The sequence below is a fragment of the Massilia litorea genome (assembly GCF_015101885.1).
GTDB lineage: Bacteria > Pseudomonadota > Gammaproteobacteria > Burkholderiales > Burkholderiaceae_D > Telluria > Telluria litorea.
The window spans coordinates 4,743,066-4,759,448 of record NZ_CP062941.1 but is presented as its reverse complement, the minus strand read 5'-3'; the positions used below and the strand labels follow the sequence as shown (position 1 = coordinate 4,759,448).

General features: G+C 64.7%; 21 protein-coding genes. 9 read left to right on the top strand and 12 right to left on the bottom strand.

Annotated elements, in window-relative coordinates; translation table 11 throughout:
• Positions 1-21: 21 nt before the first annotated feature.
• The 7 genes from cls to LPB04_RS21380 all read right to left on the bottom strand — a co-directional run bounded on the left by cls (position 22) and on the right by LPB04_RS21380 (position 6,664).
• Positions 22-1,410 (bottom strand): cardiolipin synthase, encoded by a 1,389-nt coding sequence (gene cls / locus LPB04_RS21410; RefSeq protein WP_193686462.1) that lies wholly within the window; start codon positions 1,408-1,410, stop codon positions 22-24.
• Positions 1,407-3,563, bottom strand: coding sequence for a site-specific recombinase (locus LPB04_RS21405; RefSeq protein ID WP_193686461.1), 2,157 nt, complete (start codon positions 3,561-3,563; stop codon positions 1,407-1,409). The genes cls and LPB04_RS21405 overlap by 4 nt, the downstream gene beginning before the upstream one ends.
• A 147-nt stretch (positions 3,564-3,710) precedes the next feature.
• Positions 3,711-4,172 carry a hypothetical protein gene (locus LPB04_RS21400; RefSeq protein ID WP_193686460.1) on the bottom strand — a complete coding sequence of 154 codons (462 nt, stop codon included), beginning with the start codon at positions 4,170-4,172 and terminating at the stop codon, positions 3,711-3,713.
• 188 nt (positions 4,173-4,360) lie between these two features.
• Positions 4,361-5,029 carry an OmpA family protein gene (locus LPB04_RS21395; protein ID WP_193686459.1) on the bottom strand — a complete coding sequence of 223 codons (669 nt, stop codon included), beginning with the start codon at positions 5,027-5,029 and terminating at the stop codon, positions 4,361-4,363.
• 166 nt (positions 5,030-5,195) lie between these two features.
• Complete coding sequence (locus LPB04_RS21390; RefSeq protein ID WP_193686458.1) at positions 5,196-5,342, bottom strand: lmo0937 family membrane protein; 147 nt, start codon at positions 5,340-5,342, stop codon at positions 5,196-5,198.
• Between the two features lie 110 nt (positions 5,343-5,452).
• The gene (locus LPB04_RS21385) at positions 5,453-5,692 is read right to left on the bottom strand and encodes a hypothetical protein (protein WP_193686457.1); all 240 of its coding nucleotides are present in this window, start codon (positions 5,690-5,692) and stop codon (positions 5,453-5,455) included.
• 213 nt (positions 5,693-5,905) lie between these two features.
• Positions 5,906-6,664: a glycine zipper 2TM domain-containing protein gene (locus LPB04_RS21380; protein ID WP_193686456.1), complete on the bottom strand. Its 759-nt coding sequence runs from the start codon at positions 6,662-6,664 to the stop codon at positions 5,906-5,908.
• Between the two features lie 221 nt (positions 6,665-6,885).
• On the opposite strand from LPB04_RS21380, the gene LPB04_RS21375 reads away from it, so the two are divergent.
• A complete protein-coding gene (locus LPB04_RS21375) occupies positions 6,886-7,617 on the top strand; it encodes a Crp/Fnr family transcriptional regulator (protein WP_193686455.1) in 732 nt (243 codons plus the stop codon).
• A gap of 244 nt (positions 7,618-7,861) precedes the next feature.
• Here LPB04_RS21375 and LPB04_RS21370 read toward each other — a convergent pair whose 3' ends face one another.
• From LPB04_RS21370 to LPB04_RS21360, 3 genes are all read right to left on the bottom strand, one after another.
• Entirely contained in the window at positions 7,862-8,083 is a 222-nt protein-coding gene (locus tag LPB04_RS21370) for a prenyltransferase (RefSeq protein WP_193686454.1), read from the bottom strand.
• A gap of 21 nt (positions 8,084-8,104) precedes the next feature.
• Positions 8,105-8,419 carry a BON domain-containing protein gene (locus tag LPB04_RS21365; protein ID WP_193686453.1) on the bottom strand — a complete coding sequence of 105 codons (315 nt, stop codon included), beginning with the start codon at positions 8,417-8,419 and terminating at the stop codon, positions 8,105-8,107.
• A 133-nt stretch (positions 8,420-8,552) separates the two neighbouring features.
• Positions 8,553-10,616, bottom strand: a complete 2,064-nt coding sequence (locus LPB04_RS21360) for an AsmA family protein (RefSeq protein WP_193686452.1) — start codon at positions 10,614-10,616, stop codon at positions 8,553-8,555.
• A gap of 211 nt (positions 10,617-10,827) precedes the next feature.
• On the opposite strand from LPB04_RS21360, the gene LPB04_RS21355 reads away from it, so the two are divergent.
• The 6 genes from LPB04_RS21355 (at position 10,828) to LPB04_RS21330 (ending at position 14,025) form a co-directional block, all read left to right on the top strand.
• On the top strand, positions 10,828-11,208 hold the full coding sequence (locus LPB04_RS21355; protein WP_227496778.1) for a DUF4398 domain-containing protein: 381 nt from the start codon (positions 10,828-10,830) through the stop codon (positions 11,206-11,208).
• 99 nt (positions 11,209-11,307) lie between these two features.
• Positions 11,308-12,231 (top strand): OmpA family protein, encoded by a 924-nt coding sequence (locus LPB04_RS21350; RefSeq protein ID WP_193686451.1) that lies wholly within the window; start codon positions 11,308-11,310, stop codon positions 12,229-12,231.
• Between the two features lie 29 nt (positions 12,232-12,260).
• Positions 12,261-12,800, top strand: a complete 540-nt coding sequence (locus LPB04_RS21345) for a ferritin-like domain-containing protein (RefSeq protein WP_193686450.1) — start codon at positions 12,261-12,263, stop codon at positions 12,798-12,800.
• A 53-nt stretch (positions 12,801-12,853) separates the two neighbouring features.
• Entirely contained in the window at positions 12,854-13,183 is a 330-nt protein-coding gene (locus LPB04_RS21340) for a DUF883 family protein (protein ID WP_193686449.1), read from the top strand.
• 20 nt (positions 13,184-13,203) lie between these two features.
• Positions 13,204-13,590, top strand: a complete 387-nt coding sequence (locus tag LPB04_RS21335) for a phage holin family protein (RefSeq protein ID WP_227496524.1) — start codon at positions 13,204-13,206, stop codon at positions 13,588-13,590.
• Between the two features lie 24 nt (positions 13,591-13,614).
• Complete coding sequence (locus tag LPB04_RS21330; RefSeq protein WP_193686448.1) at positions 13,615-14,025, top strand: hypothetical protein; 411 nt, start codon at positions 13,615-13,617, stop codon at positions 14,023-14,025.
• Positions 14,026-14,251: 226 nt separating this feature from the next.
• Here the strand turns inward: LPB04_RS21330 and LPB04_RS21325 are convergent, their stop codons facing one another.
• Together LPB04_RS21325 and LPB04_RS21320 are read right to left on the bottom strand one after the other, a co-directional pair.
• Entirely contained in the window at positions 14,252-14,617 is a 366-nt protein-coding gene (locus LPB04_RS21325) for a hypothetical protein (protein ID WP_193686447.1), read from the bottom strand.
• A gap of 107 nt (positions 14,618-14,724) precedes the next feature.
• Complete coding sequence (locus LPB04_RS21320; protein ID WP_193686446.1) at positions 14,725-15,201, bottom strand: outer membrane lipoprotein; 477 nt, start codon at positions 15,199-15,201, stop codon at positions 14,725-14,727.
• 204 nt (positions 15,202-15,405) lie between these two features.
• On the opposite strand from LPB04_RS21320, the gene LPB04_RS21315 reads away from it, so the two are divergent.
• Together LPB04_RS21315 and LPB04_RS21310 are read left to right on the top strand one after the other, a co-directional pair.
• Positions 15,406-15,966, top strand: coding sequence for a hypothetical protein (locus LPB04_RS21315; protein WP_227496523.1), 561 nt, complete (start codon positions 15,406-15,408; stop codon positions 15,964-15,966).
• A 60-nt stretch (positions 15,967-16,026) separates the two neighbouring features.
• Positions 16,027-16,341 (top strand): BON domain-containing protein, encoded by a 315-nt coding sequence (locus LPB04_RS21310; protein WP_193686445.1) that lies wholly within the window; start codon positions 16,027-16,029, stop codon positions 16,339-16,341.
• The last annotated feature ends 42 nt before the right edge of the window (positions 16,342-16,383 follow it).

The following is a 16,383-nucleotide window of genomic DNA, read 5'->3' as shown; positions in this document are numbered from 1 at the left end:
TGCAGCCGGCCTTCCAGGACATCAAATCCAGTATTCGGTCAGGCGCGCCGCCCATTCCTTGATGCGGTCCGCCCAGGGCCGGTCGCGCCATTTGTCGAGGGTGATTTCCTTCGAGTCGCGCAGGTCCTCATTGAAGGCGCTTTCCATGTCGCGTCCGAAGGCCGGGTCGATGACGACGACGTTGAGTTCGTAGTTGTGGATGAAGCTGCGGCGGTCGATGTTGGCCGAGCCGATCGTCGACCAGGCCTCGTCGATCACCGCCGTCTTGGCGTGCAATACCGCGACCTGCAGCTGGAATATTTTGACTCCGCCCGCGAGCAATTGTTCGAAGAAGCCCTGGCCGGCATACATCACCAGGCCGTGGTCGGACACGCCCGGCAGCACCAGTTTCACGTCGACCCCGCGCTTCGCGGCAGCGATCAGCGCGTCGACCACCTGCTGGTCGGGCACGAAATAGGCCGAGGTGATGTGGACCGATTTTTTCGCCTCGTTGATCGCCACCATCAGCGATTTGTAGATCTCCGAATTGCTGCCCGGATCGGTGGCCAGCACGCGCACGAACTTGTCGCCGACGGGCGCCAGGCGCGGGAAGTAATCGCGCGCCGCCAGTTCGCCGCCTTCCTGGCGCACCCAGTTGTTCACGAAGGCCCATTGCAGCGTCGCCACCGCCGGCCCTTCGATCTTGACGTGGGTGTCGCGCCAGCCGACCTTGCTCTTGTCGACGTTAGCCGGTTTCCTGCGCGAGCGGAACAGCGAGCTGTTGGCGTAGTCGCTGCTGATGTTGATGCCGCCCGTGAACGCGATGCTGCCGTCGACGACCATCAGCTTGCGGTGGTCGCGGTTGTTGATCGACCAGTTGCCCCGGGCCTTGGCCGGATTGACGGGATTGAAGGCGATCATGTGGATGCCGGCCGCTTTCATGCGGTCGAAAAATTCCTGCGGCGTGCCGAGGGTGCCGACGCTGTCGTACATGATGTTGACGGTCACGCCCTGGCGCTGCTTTTCCATCAGCAGTTCGGCGAACTGCAGGCCGATCGGGTCCTGGTCGAAGATATAGGTTTCCAGGTTGACCGATGTGGTCGCGGCGCGAACGGCCGCCATCATCTCGCGCATCGTGGCCGGGCCGTCGAACAGCAGCTGCACGCGGTTGCCGGCGATCAGCGGCAGGCCCGTGGCCTGTTCCTCCAGCACCGCCAGCTGCTTCAGGTCGCCCGTCGCGTTCGCCCAGCGCCGCTGCAGCAGCTGCGATGCCTGTGCTTTCTGGAGGGTGCCCTTCGCCGTCTCCACCGTCGGGTTCGCCTTCTGCGGCGTATCGGGCAGCTTGTCCGCGTCGGGCAGGGTGCGGCAGGACGCCATCACGCCGACCAGGAGCAGGAAGGCCAACCACCGTGTGATCCGTTGTTTGTTCATTTGTTTTCTTTCGTGAAGACCGGAATGTCGATCACTTCGACGTCCCTTGGCCCGATGAAGAAGTCGAGCGGCGCCTGCACGAAGCGCCGGCCGAGTGCGCGCAGCAGCATGACGCTGCGCTTGAACTGGATCTTGCGGGCGCGTAGCGCCACCCACAGGGCCAGGCTGAAACTCACCAGCAAATTGACGGCGCCGATCAGCGCCACGCCGAGCGTGGCGTTGGCGGCCATCTCCCAGCTCATCCGGTAATCGAGGCCGACCAGGGCGGTGGCAAAGTTCGCGGTGGAGAAGGTCACGTGGCGGATATCGAGCGGCAGGCCGAGCAGGTAGCCGACGGTGCCGGTGGTGCCGAGCAGGATACCGAAGTAGAAGTTACCCATCAGGCCGCCGAGATTGTTCTCGACATAGCGCGACACGCGGTCACGCCGCTCGATGCCGATCAGGCTGCCGAGCCAGCGCAGCTGGCGCACGCGCTGGCCCATGCGGGTGTAGAGCGCCTTGTTGTCGTAGTAGCCCGAGATCAGCCCGGCCACGAACAGCCAGACCCCGGCAATCGCCGCATAGAACAGGGCCGGCGTATGAATCGGGTCGATGTCGTGTAGCAGGTGCATGGCTTTTTCCGGCGTCACCAGGTGGTGGCCCATCATCTGCTGGTAGGCGATCGCGATCACCAGCGCGGTCGGGAAGGCGACCACGACGTTGCCCAGCACCGAGACGATCTGGGTCCTGAATACCTTGTTCACGAGCTCGGCCATGCTGTCGAAATCGATGCTGCGCCCGTCCCGGCTGTGCAGGCCGGCGGCGATGCGCTGGGCCGTCATGGCCGGCTGCTTGGTGGCGATGGTCCAGTGCAGCATGTGCACGAGCATGAAGCCGAGCGAATAGTTCATGCTGAACAGGAAGGCCTCGACCAGGGGCGCGGCACGCAAATACGACAGCAGGATCTTGAAGGTCGCCATGAAGCCGACGATGAGGCCGGCGCCGGCCGCGGCCTTGAACATGTCGCGCAGCTGGGACCGGCTCTCGGCGATGTAGTGCTCGCCGGTACGGCTGGCGTTTTCCGTGACGTTGCGGGCCAGCAGGTGGATATTGTCGCGGAACAGGCCGCGCACCCGGTATTTGGTGTTGTGGCCCTCGACCAGTTCCTGGGCCAGTGCCAGCGCCGCCGCACGCCGGGGCGTGACCGGGCGCGGTCCTGCCGGCTGCGGCATGGTCACGAGCTCCCGGCTGGCGCAGGGTGCGCTTTCGGCATCCCTTTCGGCTTCCCGCGCGGCTTCCTGTTCCGGGGCCGCCAGCAAGGCGGTCGCGCTTTCCCCGCTCGCTTCGCTGACGTCGACCAGGAACAGCAGTTTGCGCAGCCGCTCGATACTCTGCGTAATGGCGACCAGCACATAGGTCAGCGCCACGCTGGTGCCGAAGGAGAGCGAATTGCGGCGGATCTTGGCGACGACCTCGTCGCACTGGTCGAGCATCACGAGCAGGTGGCGCGGATCGTCGGGGCGGGGAATGGCTCCTTCCAGGAAGCGCCCGTATTCGTCGAGGTAGTGGTTGACCTCGATGTTCTGCATCAGGAAGGGCGAATCGAAATCCTCGATCTCGCTGTAGCTGTGCACCAGGCGCGGCTCCAGGCCCAGCGCGCAGACGCGGCAGGACAGGGTGCGGATGGCGTCGAGCATGCCCATGGTCGTGACCAGGCGCGCGCGGTCGGGCGCGGCGTCCAGCGGCGGCCGCGCCTCGGCCACGACGTCGAACAGGGCCAGCCAGTCGGCGTCCGGCACCGAGCGGATCCAGTAGTAATCCTCTTCCGCATACAGCACCTGGTCGAGCGCATCGGACAGGTAGAGGTCGTCGAGCGCGGGCGGCAGCAGGCGCCAGGCAATGCGGCGCTTCAGCTCGGTGAAGAAGCCGTCGTTCGAGAGGATGCCGATGTCGCTGTACAGGCTGGTGTGGCGGCGTTTTTCCAGCAGGGTGACGATATAGCTGCGCAGCGCCCAGGCCTGCGCCGGGTTCCCCCTCAGCAGCTGCGTCAGCGTGCGCACCGCTGCGCTCGCGTGGCCGCGATGACGCCGGCGCGGCCGCAGGCAGTCGACCAGCTCGATCAGCAGGTCGGTGCTGTCGCTGTGCGGGTCGATGCGTTCAAGAATGTCAAGCATACAAAATCCGTTTCCTCATGGACGATAGTGTACGCGTTGAGGCCGCCCGAGCTTGGTACGGCAGCGTACAGATTCGGTCGATGAGGGACGCCTGTGCTTGATGAGAGAACGATTGGCCGTACGTGTAGGGGTAATTGCCAGACAGGCTTAAGTGAACGCCAGCAGCAAGCCGGTCAATGTTGCGCCCGCGCCCCAGCAAACGAGGCCCCAGGCCACCGCCACGCCCAGTGCGCCGTTCCAGCCGCGCCGCGCATAGCGCCGGCCGAAGCGGCGGCGCACCAGGCGCCACTGCGGCGCCGCCGCGCCCAGCAGCCACAGGCCGAGCCAGGCCAGGGCCAGCCACTGCGCAAACGGCGCATTGCCGTTGACGCGCTCGGTAATCGCGCCCGCCAGCAGTTCCAGCGCCAGCACGGCCAGGCTGGCGAGCAGCCAGCGGCGGGCGCCCCTGGCCGCATGTGCCTGTCCCAGCACGCGCCAGTTGTGCATCAGCAGCCAGGACCCGAACACGGGCGTGAAGAACAGGCTCCAGAGCGCGACCGCGGAGGGACGCCAGAGGGCAGGCGGTTCGTGGCCGCTGTCAGGCAAGGACGGAGCGCAGGTGTCGGGCATGAAGGTGAGAGTAAATGTTGCCGTAACGAAGCAACACTATCCCGCCGCCCTGTCTTCTCGTTCTTGCGTTCAGTCCTCGTTCGTGATGTGCAGCTGCAGGGTTTGCAGCAATACGACAGTTTTGACGTCGTAAAAAAAGCCGCCCGGCGTCACCGGGCGGCTTCCATGTCACTGCCGATGGGTGCGGATCAGCCGCGGCCTGGTTCGGCGACGTAGATCTCGACGCGGCGGTTGCGTGCGCGACCGGCGTTGTCGTTGTTGTTGGCAATCGGCTCGCGCTCGCCGCGGCCCTCGATCGTGATGCGGCTTGGATTGACGCCGCGGCCGGCCAGGTAGTCGCGGGTGCGCGCGGCGCGGTCGACCGACAGCGGCTGGTTGACGCCCGGGCCGCCGGTGTTGTCGGTGTGGCCGATGATGACCACGTTGGTGGCCGGGTTCTCGTTCAGGGTGGTGGCGAAGCGTTCCAGCACCGGCTGGAAGTTCGGCTTGATGTCGGAGCGGCCGGTGTCGAAGGAGACATCGCTCGGGATGTCCAGTTTCAGGCGGTTATCCGAGGTCTGGCTCACTTGCACGCCGGTGCCGCGGGTCGCCTGCTCCATTGCCTGCTTCTGCTGCTCCATGCGCTTGGACCAGATATTGCCGATCACCGCGCCGGCGGCGCCGCCGATCACTGCGCCCTTGGCGGCACGGCCGCCGCCGCCGCCGTGGGTGGTGCCGCCGATCAGCGCACCGAGGGCGGCGCCGGCGCCGGCGCCGGTCGCGGTGCCGCGCTGGGTGGCGTTCATGTCGGCACAGCCGCTGACGCCGAGGGCAAGGACGGTGGCGGCGATGGCGGATTTGGTCAGTTTCGAATACATAATTTTCTCCTAAAAAAGAAAAATCCGTTTCGTAGGCGCGCCCATCGGGCACGACCGCGAAACGGATTGGTCAACTACTGCGGTGGTGCTGGGTCGGTACCCGGTAATGCGAAGCTTAGCGCTCCACAAGACCCGGTACAACCGATTTGGTATTGCATGCGGCGTGCTATATGCCTCGACCGCTGATCAGGCGCACCAGGATCATGATGACGGCAACCACGAGCAGGATATGGATAAAGCCGCCGACGGTGTACGAGGTAACCAGGCCGAGCAGCCATAAAACGATCAGAACAATGGCAATGGTGTAAAGCATGATGAGTCTCCTCACTGGGGGTTTGCGCCGGTGTGGCGCCGTGAATCCAGTATCCCCCGCACTGCTCAACCCAACCGTTCGCTAGCGTACATTAAGCGCAAAATTTTTGTTTATTTCGCAAGTCCGCGCTGCGCACGGCCGGCGCTTTGCAGGCCCGGAATCCAGCCCATGAAACCGAGCAGGCCGACGATCCCGATCAGGCAGGTGAGCAGCCCCCCGCTGACGAGGAAAAAGACGTCGTGCGCAGCCAGCTCGCCCGTCTGTTCGAGCGGCGGCGTGGCCGAGACGAGTCCGAAAGCAGTGATAAGCAGACCCCAGACGATGATGCCGATCCATGCAAGGCTGTTCATGATGCTCCCCTTATTGTGTTATTGGCGAAGTTGTCAATTGCGGCAGCGTATGGTCGCGTTACCGTAAAACGCATTGTCGGGGTAGCTCAGCAGTATTTCCGTGCGCTGGCGCACGTTGCACTGAGGAAAAAATCAAGACCGGCGGTCCAGGGGACGGCCGGTCTCGATCGTGGTGCCGGCAGCGCCGGCTTCTGGCGTGCAGCTGAAGCGGGATCAGGCGGAGCGCAGGTGGCCCTTGACGATGCGCACGCGGTCGCCGCTACGCCATTGCGGCTGGCTCGACTGGTGGAAGGTGCGCAGGGTGCCGTCGTCCAGGCGGACGCGGATTTCATAGCTGGTCGTCGCTTTCATGTTGCCCTCGACCTGGTTGCCGACGACGGCGCCGCCGACCGCACCGGCGACGGTGGCCAGCTGGCGACCATGGCCGCCGCCGATCTGGTTGCCCAGCAGGCCGCCGAGGATGGCGCCGCCGGCCGCGCCGACACCGCTGCCCTGGGCGCGCTGCTTGATCGCGTGCACCGATTCGATGTTGCCGCAGTTGCCGCACCAGTTCGACTTCGGCTCCGCAGCCGCCATTTGCACCGGCTTCGGTTTCACGGTCGTGCGTGGTGCCGGGGCCGGTTCAGGTTCGGGTGCGTAGGCCTGGCTTGGGGCTGGGGCATAGCCCTGGGCCAGTTGCTGGGACGGGTAGGCGGGCGCTGCCGGTGCGGCCGGGTAGGCGGGGCCTTGCGGTCCCAGCTGCGCCATGGCGGCGGCGGGCGCGACAGGCGCGGCCTGGCCGGTCGGCGGCATGCTTGCTGCCAGCGCGGCGCGGTCGGCTTCGCTCAGCTGACGGTTCGTGTTGCCGCCGATCGAAGAGGGGATCCAGCCCATGATGGCTGCGGTACCGATCAGGCAGAACAGCAGGACGGCGAGTGCGGCGACCAGCAGCAAGGGATGGTGCTGGGCGCGTGGAGGGGAAGTGTTGTTCATGGCTTGTGCTCCGTGAAATTGCGGTGGGGCGTCTGCCTTCCGCGGCGGCCTGCGAGGCGCCGGCCGATGCGAAGGATTGTCCCTAGGAACAACAAGGTATTCCGTGCGTCACCGAACATACTTCCCCTATCAGAGCATTTAACCTGATCGAAATTGTTTGCAAATGTATCCGTATTTCCGCCCCGGCTTCGGCCGGGCTTGCCATTTACCGCGAGGGTTCGATGAACTTTGCAGCTTCTCCCGACGTCGCCGAGCACAACGCCAATTTGCTGCTGGCCGCGCTCCCGCCGCAGGAGCTCGCCCAGGTGTTGCCGATGCTCGACCAGGTTCACGTCGAGGCCGGCGAAGTGCTGGGCGAAGCGGGCAAACCCATCCGGTATATCTATTTTCCGCATGATTGCCTGATTTCGCTGCTGGGCGTGGCAGGCGGGCGCATGACGCTCGAGGTCGGCCTGGTGGGACGCGAAGGCATGCTCGGCGCCACCGTCGCCCTCGGCCACGAAACGGCCCAGGTGCGCGCCGTGGTCCAGCGTCCCGGCAGCGCCAGCCGCATGGACAGCGCCGCCTTCCGCGCCGAATTCGCGCGCAACGGCGCCCTGCAACGGGTGCTCTACCGGTATACCGACACACTGCTGGCGCAGGCGATCCAGATCGCCGTCTGCAGCCGCTTCCACGTGCTCGAGGCGCGCCTGGCGCGCTCGCTGCTGATCACCCGCGACCGCCTGCAGTCCGACAAATTCCACCTGACCCACGAGTTCCTGGCGCACGCCCTGGGCGTGCGCCGCGTCGGCGTCACCAAGGCAGCCAGCGCGCTGCAGCAGCAGGGGCTGATCATCTACAGCCGCGGCAATATCGAGATCCTCGATGCCGAAGGGCTGGCGGCGGCGGCGTGTACCTGCTACGAAATCGTCAAGGATGCGGGGGCGGGGGCGCTGTCGAGCGCGTTCGTTTAGCGTCACCGTCGAAACGGCTTCTCGACAGCGCTAAGGTTGACGCGTGGAGTCAGGACTCCACCCTACGAACAGCGACGGATCGTAGGGTGGAGTCCCGACTCCACGCGGTACGGCGCATGCGCAACGGCACACCGCCCCGGACCATCACGCATGAAACCATCCCCACAAACGTCGCGCCCCGCTTGCGCAGTACGCAAGCGGGGCGTTTCGTGTGTGTTTGCCTGGGGTGCTACGTGGTGAAAACTTAGTTGGTCTTGCCGGCCTGGTTGCCGACCACGCCGCCGACAGCTGCGCCGCCGACCACGCCTGCTGCACTGCCGCCGGTCAGGGCGCCGCCGATCACTGCGCCGGCGCCGGCGCCGACTGCGGTGGCCTTGTCCTGATGCGACATGCCGGCACAACCGGTCAGGCCCAGTGCCAGGGTAGCCAGGGTAGCGCTCACTGCCAGGTGTTTGATGTTTTTCATAATGATCTCCTTGGGTGGGTTTTACTTCAGGCGCAGGTCATTCCTGACCGATTTCACGCCCTTCACTGTGCGCGCAACCGATGCTGCGGTTGCCACGTTTTCCGCCGAGCCGACATAGCCGCTCAGCTGGACAATACCTTCACGGGTCGCGACATCGATGTCTGCCGCCTTGAGTTCCGTGCTCCGGCCAATTGCCTGTTTCACGCCGGCCGTGATGGTGGAATCGTCCACCGCCGCGGCTGGTGCCAGCAGGCTGCCGGTGCCGCCGCAGCCAGCGAGGGTGCCCCCGTACATGAGAGCCCCCAGCAAGGCCAGGGCCGGTTTCCAATGCGTCATGCTTCGTCCTTGATGCCGTGTACCTGTTTCAGCGATGACTCCAGAATAAAACGGAGCGACGGAAGAGTCTGTTCGACAACACACACATGCACGCCTTCGCTCATCAGTAGATGTAAGTGTTTGTAAGCGACTGTCATCGCGCTTTCGCCTTGCCCGGCGGCGGCGCAGTCGGCTTCTGTTTCGCCAGTGCGACCAGCTGGCCGCAGGGGCTGCTCTCGCCCGGTCCGGTGTTGATCAGCGGGATCAGGGCTGCCACCGGCGCTGCGGCCGCGGCCAGCACGGCGGCGCCGCCAGCCTTCAGTGCCAGCACGCCCTTGTCGACCGAGACGTCGGGCTTGCTGAACGGACCGCGCACGTAGAGCGGGGCGCGCAGCGTGAACAGGCGCAGGGCCTTGGTGTCGGGCTTGATCGTCAGGTCCATCTGTTCGTTCGCCAGGCTCACCGTGCCGTTCACGCGGATGATCGCTTCCTCCGTATCGACCACGAACACCTGCGACTGCATCACGCCCTTGTTGACGTCGAAATCGGCGGCCAGGCAGTTCAGCTGCACCTGCTTGTCGCCGAACAGCTTGGTGACGATGATATTGCCCACGTTCAGGCCCATCTCCTCGAGCAGCATCTTGCTGATCGTGCCCTGGTTGATCAGCGCCTTGACTTCGCCGTTCGAGGAGCCGAGCAGGGCGGCGACCGAACTGCCGGTGGCCGACAGCTGGGCGTCGCCGTTGATCTGGCCGACGGTGGCCTGCATCTTTTCGATGGTCGGGAACAGCTGCTTGATCTGGATGTGGCGCGCCTGGACCTTGGCCGTCGCCGCGATCGTGTTCTTGCCCTTGCCGCTGCCGTCCATGCGGATGGTCGAGCGCAGCGTGCCGCCGGCCACGCCGAATTCGAGCGGCTCGAGGGTGATGACGCCGTCCTTCATGACCAGGTGGGTCGAGAGTTTACTGATGGGCAGTGTCTTTTCGCGGATGATCTTTTCGGCGGTATAGCGCACGTCGGCGTCGATCGCCGTCCAGCGCTCGGTGCGGAATTCCTCGACCGGCAGCACCTTGCCGCCCGGCTGCACGGCGTCGACGCCGCGCGCCTTCTTGCTTTCGTTCGAGTCGCCGCCGATCAGGGGACCCAGGTCGGTAAACAGCAACTGGTGCGTCGATACATTGCCCGTCAGCTTGGGACGCGGCTTGCCGCCCTCGAACACCAGCTTGCCGTTGATGTCGCTCGAGCCGACCTTGCCCTTGAACTTGTCGTAGGTCCAGCGTCCGTGCTCACGGTCGAGCTCGCCCTTCAGGTGGCCGGAGGTCGAGAAGGCCGGGGTCTCGGGCAGCGTGATGCCGGTAAAGTTGTACAGGCGCGCCATGCTGCGTCCGGCCAGTTCCAGCTGCAGGTCGACCGCCTTCAGTTTGGCGGGACTGGTGACCGTGCCTTCGACTGCGATGCGGCTCGGGCCGCTGCGCATGTCGGCCTGGACCGGGTAGGGCGTATTCTGATCCTTCAGCGACAGCACCTGGCCGACCTTGCCGCCGCCCGTGACCGGCGCGCCGTTATACGTGCCGGTGACCTTGAAGCCGATGCCGTATTTCGCATCGTTATCGAGCGTGCGTACGTTGGCCGTGATGTCGGCCTTCGTGACGGCGTCGACCACGCGCACCACGCCGTCGGTGAGTACCACGCGCTCGAGGTCGAGCTCCCACTTCGATTTTTCCTCTTTCTTCCTGTAGACCCAGTTGTAGTGGGTGCTGTCGGTGCGCTGCAGTTCGAGATAGGGCGCTTCGAACCGCAGCACCGGGATCCCGATCGTGTGGTGCAGCAGGCCGAAGGGATTCAGGGAGAACGAGAACTGGCGCACGCGCGCCATGTCCATCTGCTTCATGCTGGCAGGGTTGCCGACGTGCACGTCATTGGCGATGAGATGGGGCCAGGGCAGCCAGTCGCGCAGGTGGCGGTCGGCCTTGGCCATGCGCTTGGCCGGCACTTCCCATTGCACCGCGAGGTTGCCGCGGATCGCGAACGGCCGTTCGATCGCTTCGCTCACCTTCGCGTTTAGCCAGGGACGCGCCTTGTTCCAGTCGAAGGTGAGGATGAAAATGATGGCGATGACCGGAATGGCGATCAGGGTGGCCAGCAGGCCAAGCAGGATTTTCTTTTTCTTGCCGCCGTGCTTGTGGCTGGCGTCTTGCTGCGCGGTAGTATCGGGCATGACGATCCTTCATAGAGTATCGGTCTTGCGCCCAAGCTTAGCGCAAAGGGGTGGTCATCAATGTGCGGTGTCGCACGGTGCGCCGGATGGGCACGGTCCCATCGGCGGGATGTGCGGTCTATGTGCGGCACCGAACCGAACTCGGCTGATAACAGGCTTATAACGTTAACAACTTGCTTACATCTACAATCTACAGGAGAAAGACATGGACATGAATCGCTCGATGCATCAGCTTGGCCGCGTCGCAGTGGCAGCCGCCGTGCTGGCGCTCTCCGCCTGCGCCAGCCAGAAGGCACCGGCCACGGCCGACGTCGCGGTGTCGCGCAATGCAGTGGCCAACGCAGTGCAGGCCGGCGCCGCCGACCTGGCGCCGGAAGAAATCACGGCGGCGCGCGCCAAGATGATGCGCGCTAACGAAGCGCTGGCCGCCAAGGACTACAAGCTGGCGCGCGAACTGGCGACCCAGGCCCAGGCCGATGCCCAGCTGGCCCAGAGCAAGGCCGCGTCCGCCAAGGCCACCGCCGCCTCGAACGCGCTCAATGAAGACCTGCGCGTGCTGCGCCAGGAAGTCGACCGCGCCAACTCGCAGTAAGCGTCACGCATTTGCCGCGGTGCCCGGCGCCAGCGCGCCGCACCGCATCCACAAGAACGCCGGCGCGCCCAGTGCGCGCCAAACATGAAGGGGAAGAGCATGACACCACGTTTCCTGAAGCCGGCCGTCTTTGCCAGCGCCATCCTGCTGGCCGCCTGCAGCACCACGCCGACCACCACGCCGACCCTGGACCAGGCACGCGCCGATTTCGTCGCCGCCAATAACAATCCGCAGATCTCGAGCTATGCGCCGCTCCAGTTCAAGGAAGCCAGCGATGCGCTCGACCGTGCCAACGCCGCGGCCGCCAAGAAGGAAAGCCTGAGCGACATCGACCGCCTGGCCTATATCGCCAAGCAGAAGATCGCAACTGCCCAGGAAGTGGCGCGCGCCAAGGCCGCCGAAGCGAACATCGCGGACGCCTCGCGCCAGCGCACCGAGATCAGCCTCGAAGCGCGCACTGCCGAGGCCGAGCGTGCGAAACGCGAAGCCGCCGCAGCCCAGACCGCTGCCGCCGCCGCCCAGCAGCAGGCGGCAACTGCCCAGCAGCAGGCCGCGACGGCCCAGGACCAGACCCGCATGATGGCCGAACGCGCCGCCAAGCTCGAAGCCCTGCTGGTCGATCTGAACGCCAAGAAAACCGAGCGTGGCATGGTCGTTACCATCGGCGACGTGCTGTTCGCCACCAACGAGGCGAACCTGACACCAAACGGAATGTCGACCCTGCGCAAGCTCGCCGACGTGATGGCGCAGAACCCGGAGCGCACTGTACTGGTCGAAGGGTTTACGGACAGCACCGGCAGCTCGAGCTACAACCAGAACCTGTCGCAGCGCCGCGCGAATGCGGTCGCCATGGCACTGGGCAGCATGGGCGTGGCGCGCGAACGCATCGCGATGAAGGCGTATGGTGAAGCCTTCCCGGTTGCGGCCAACGATACGGCATCGAACCGCCAGCTGAACCGCCGCGTCGAGATCGTGCTGTCGAACGACAACGCGCCGATCCCGCCGCGTTCGGCCAACCGCTGAAGATCAATCTGCACTTTTAAGGAAACATCATGGAACAAAGCAAGACGCCCCTGGCGCATGGCTTCGACATCGAGGCGATCCGCCGCGCCGCGGCCAACCTCGATGACGGCGCCGTCACCGAGGGTTACGCGGCCGACCGCGAAGCGGTCATCGCCATGCTGAACGACGCGCTCGCCACCGAACTGCTGTGCGTGCTGCGCTACAAGCGTCACTATTTCACCGTCAGCGGTCCGAACAACGGCGCCCTGAAGGCCGAGTTCCTCGAGCATGCCCAGCAGGAGCAGGACCACGCCGACCGCATCGCCGAGCGCATCGTCCAGCTGAACGGTTCGCCGAACTTCAACCCGGCCACGCTGACCGCGCGTTCGCACGCCGAGTACGACGATTCGGAAGACACCCAGGCCATGGTGCGCGCCGACCTGATCGCCGAGCGCGTCGCCATCGAGTCCTACCGCCAGATGATCCAGGCGATCGGCGACAAGGATCCGACCACGAAGCAGATGCTGATCGAGATCCTTGCGGTCGAGGAAGAGCACGCCGACGACATGCACGACTTTCTTGTCCGTTGATTCGCCGGACACCGATTTCATTTTCAAACCATAACCAACAACAGGAGTTCACCATGCTAGATACCACCCGCACCAGCCGCTCGATCGACGACGGCATCCAGGCCGCAGGCGCCGACATGAAGGTCCTGGTCAAGGACGCCCAGGCGCTGCTGACCGCCGCCGCTTCGCTGACCGGCGTCAAGGCCGACGAGCTGCGCACCCGCGGCATGGAATTGCTGGACCGCGCAATGGGCAAGGCCAGCCAGTACCAGGGTCAAGCCGTCATCAAGAGCAAGGAACTGGCAGAGACCGCGGATGTCTACGTTAAAGACAACCCGTGGCGCACCGTCGCTGCCGCAGCGAGCGTCGGCCTGCTGGTCGGCATTTACCTGGGTCGTAAATAATTCGCGCCGGAGAGAACGCCATGGAAAAGACCGAAACCGTCGTGCATGGTCCCGGACTCATGGGCGGCATCTCCGGCCTGGCGAAAAACCTGTTCGGCCTCGTCGTGTCCCGCGTGGAATTGGCGGCACTCGAGATGTCGGAAGTGCGTAACCACGTGATCGAGCTGCTGGCGATCTTCGCCGGCGCCGTTCTCGCCGTGTGGTTCGCGCTGGCCTATGGCACCGCGACTATCGTGATGCTGGCCTGGGATAGCTGGGGCTGGAAGATCCTGCTGGTGATGTTCCTGGTGTTTTTGGTGATCACGATCGTCCTCGTGATGAAGGGAATGGCCATGCTCAAGCAAGGCAAGCTCGCCTTCCCGGAAACGATGAACGAACTTCGTCACGACCGCGACGCGCTGCTGTGAGCGGGCACTTACAGGGGAGGGAACATGGATAAGCACGATCATAAGCACGATCACAAGCACGACCGGGACGAGCCGACCGGACTGGCCGGCCACAAGCACAGCCGCGATCCGGCGACGCGCAAGGCCGAGCTGCTGCGCGAAGGCGAGTTCTACCGTGCCGGCGTCACCTACGCGAAGGCACAGGTAAAGCACGGCGCGCGGCCCGAAGTCATGTTACATTCTGCTCTAGACCATGCGACATGGGCTTTGCGGGCCCGGGCTGATGCTCTGCTGAAACCCACAGGCACGAGTATCTCGGTGCTGATGCCGTATGCGCTGACCGCATTCAATTTCGTGCGCCAGCGCCGCATGGGCAAGCAGGCGCTCGCGGGTGTCGTGCTGGCCAGTGTCGCCGGCTGGTACATGAAGCGGCGCCGCGCGCAGCAGGAAATCTGAGCATGGCCGGATGGCGGCCTTGGCTGTCATCCGAAAGATTTTGCCGGTAACGCAGGTCAGTGAGCGCAGGCGGTGTGTGCAGTTGGTATGATTTGCTGCTACCGAACGCGTTTTGCACAGAATATGGTGGGGCTTGAGCGGCGTCGCAATCAATTGATTGGACGCCGTCTTTTTTTGTCGAGCGCGCCTGTGGACCGCGTTCCTGGCCTGCAGCCTGGCGCCGCTGCTAACGCGTTGTCGATCCCGCCTGCGCGCCGGCTTCCGTACGCGCGCTGGCCATTTCTTCCTTGTATGTCTCCTGCGCCGCCTTCAGGCAGCCGGCGCGCTGCGCGGCCGGCTCCTGGCGGCAGGCGCGCTTCGCCTCGTCGAGCGCGGCGCCGATTTCCTTCTGGCGCGTCTTCCACTGCTGCTGGGCGGTCGCGTCTTCCCGGTACCAGCGCGCCGGATCGCCGCGTGCGATTTCCTGCGCCTGTTTGCTTGCCGCAGCCGGCGCGACCAGCGCGTCGTTGCTGGTCTGCGCGCCGGCCATGGCGCATGCGCCGGTCAACAGGCAGGCCGCCAGCATGCGGCGGGTATTGGTCCATGCATCCATCTTCACCTCCACGAAATGAAACGGGCCGGCAAGGCCGGCCCGTCAATGCATCAAGCGATGCGTGCAGCGTACGCAGTGCCTGGTATTGGCTGCACGCTCCGTCCCGATCAGTAGCGGTAGGCGCGGCCGTCGACCAGGCGCACGCGGTTGCCGACGCGCAGGTCGTAGACGTTGTCCTGAACCACGGTGCGGTATTCGCCGTTGTCCATGCGCACGTTTACCTGGTACATCTCCTGGCCGCCGCCCGCATTGCGGTTCTTCTCGACGTTGTTGCCGATGGCCGCGCCGGCAACGCCGCCGGCGACGGTGGCGGCGGTACGGCCGGTGCCGCTGCCGACCTGGTTACCGGCCAGCGCGCCCACCAGGCCGCCAACGATGGCACCGGCGCCGCTCGTGCGTGCGCCGTCGGCCTGGGTCACCTGGATCGATTCGATGACGCCGTAGCCCATCGACGCGGTGTTGTTGTAACCGCTGCGGTAGCCATTGTTGCCGTAGCTATCGTTGTACGAGGGCGAGCTGGCGCAGCCCGAGAGTAGGGCGGCGGCGGCGACGGCGGTGGCGGCGAGGGTACGTGGTGTCTTCATATTGTTCTCCTGGCAAAAAGGTGTGAGTCAAGAATACGACTGCGCAAGATGGGGGTCTGTGCGATGACGCACCGTGAATTGCCAGATTGGCATTATCTAAACAACATGTTCTGTTGTGTTCGACAGCGAACAGAGAACGCGACGGGATCGGCGTAAAACATCAATCAAGGTCACGCAACAAAGCAGAATCGGGAGAACAAGAACATGACAACGAAAATGAGAAATGTCCACGCTTTACTGATCATCGGCGCAGCCCTGCTGTGGTCTGCGCATGGCCGGGCCCAGACGGTTCCCGACGCCAAGACCGCCTACAACACGGCGCGCGACACGGCGGCCGCGAACTACAAGGCGGCGCGTGCCCGCTGCGACCTCGTCACCGGCAATCCGCGCGACGTCTGCGTAGCCGAGGCGAAAGCCGAGCGCGTGCGCGTCGAAGAAGAGGCGGGCGCCGCCTACAAGAACACATTGAAAGCCTATACCCAGGCCCGCATGCGCATCGCCGACGCGAACTACGATCGCGACAAGGCGCGCTGCGGCGCGGTAACGGGCAACAACCGTGACGTGTGCATCAAGCAGGCCAAGGCGACCCTGATCGCCGCCCAGGCCGATGCCACCGCGGATCGCAAGATGATCGAAGCGCGCAGCAATGCGCGTGAAGACAAACTGACGGCGGAATACCGGGTCGCACTCGAGAAGTGCGACGCGTTTGCCGGCGCGGCGAAAGACCAGTGCGTCGACGCCGCAAAAACCGCGTACGGCAAGTAACGTACCGGATTCGCTCACATGAGCAAATTGACTTTGACCAACGAAAGAAAGGGATACATCATGAAAATCACCCAACGTCTCGCCACCGCCATCTTCACCGGCGCGCTCGCCTTCACCATGGTCGGTTGCGCATCGAGCCCAACGAAGGAAAGCGCCGGCGAATACGTCGACGACAGCGTCATCACCGGCAAGGTGAAGGCCGCCTTCGCTGCCGACCCAACCGTCAAGGCAACCGAAATCAATGTCGAGACCTTCAAGGGCGACGTCCAGCTGTCGGGCTTCGTGTCGCAGCCAGCCGATGCGCAGCGCGCCGTTCAGGTCGCTCGCGGCGTCAAGGGTGTGACCTCGGTCAAGAACGACATCCGCGTGAAGTAATCCCCGCCGCTGGGCGGCGGTCTGGCAACTTTTTATCGGCAA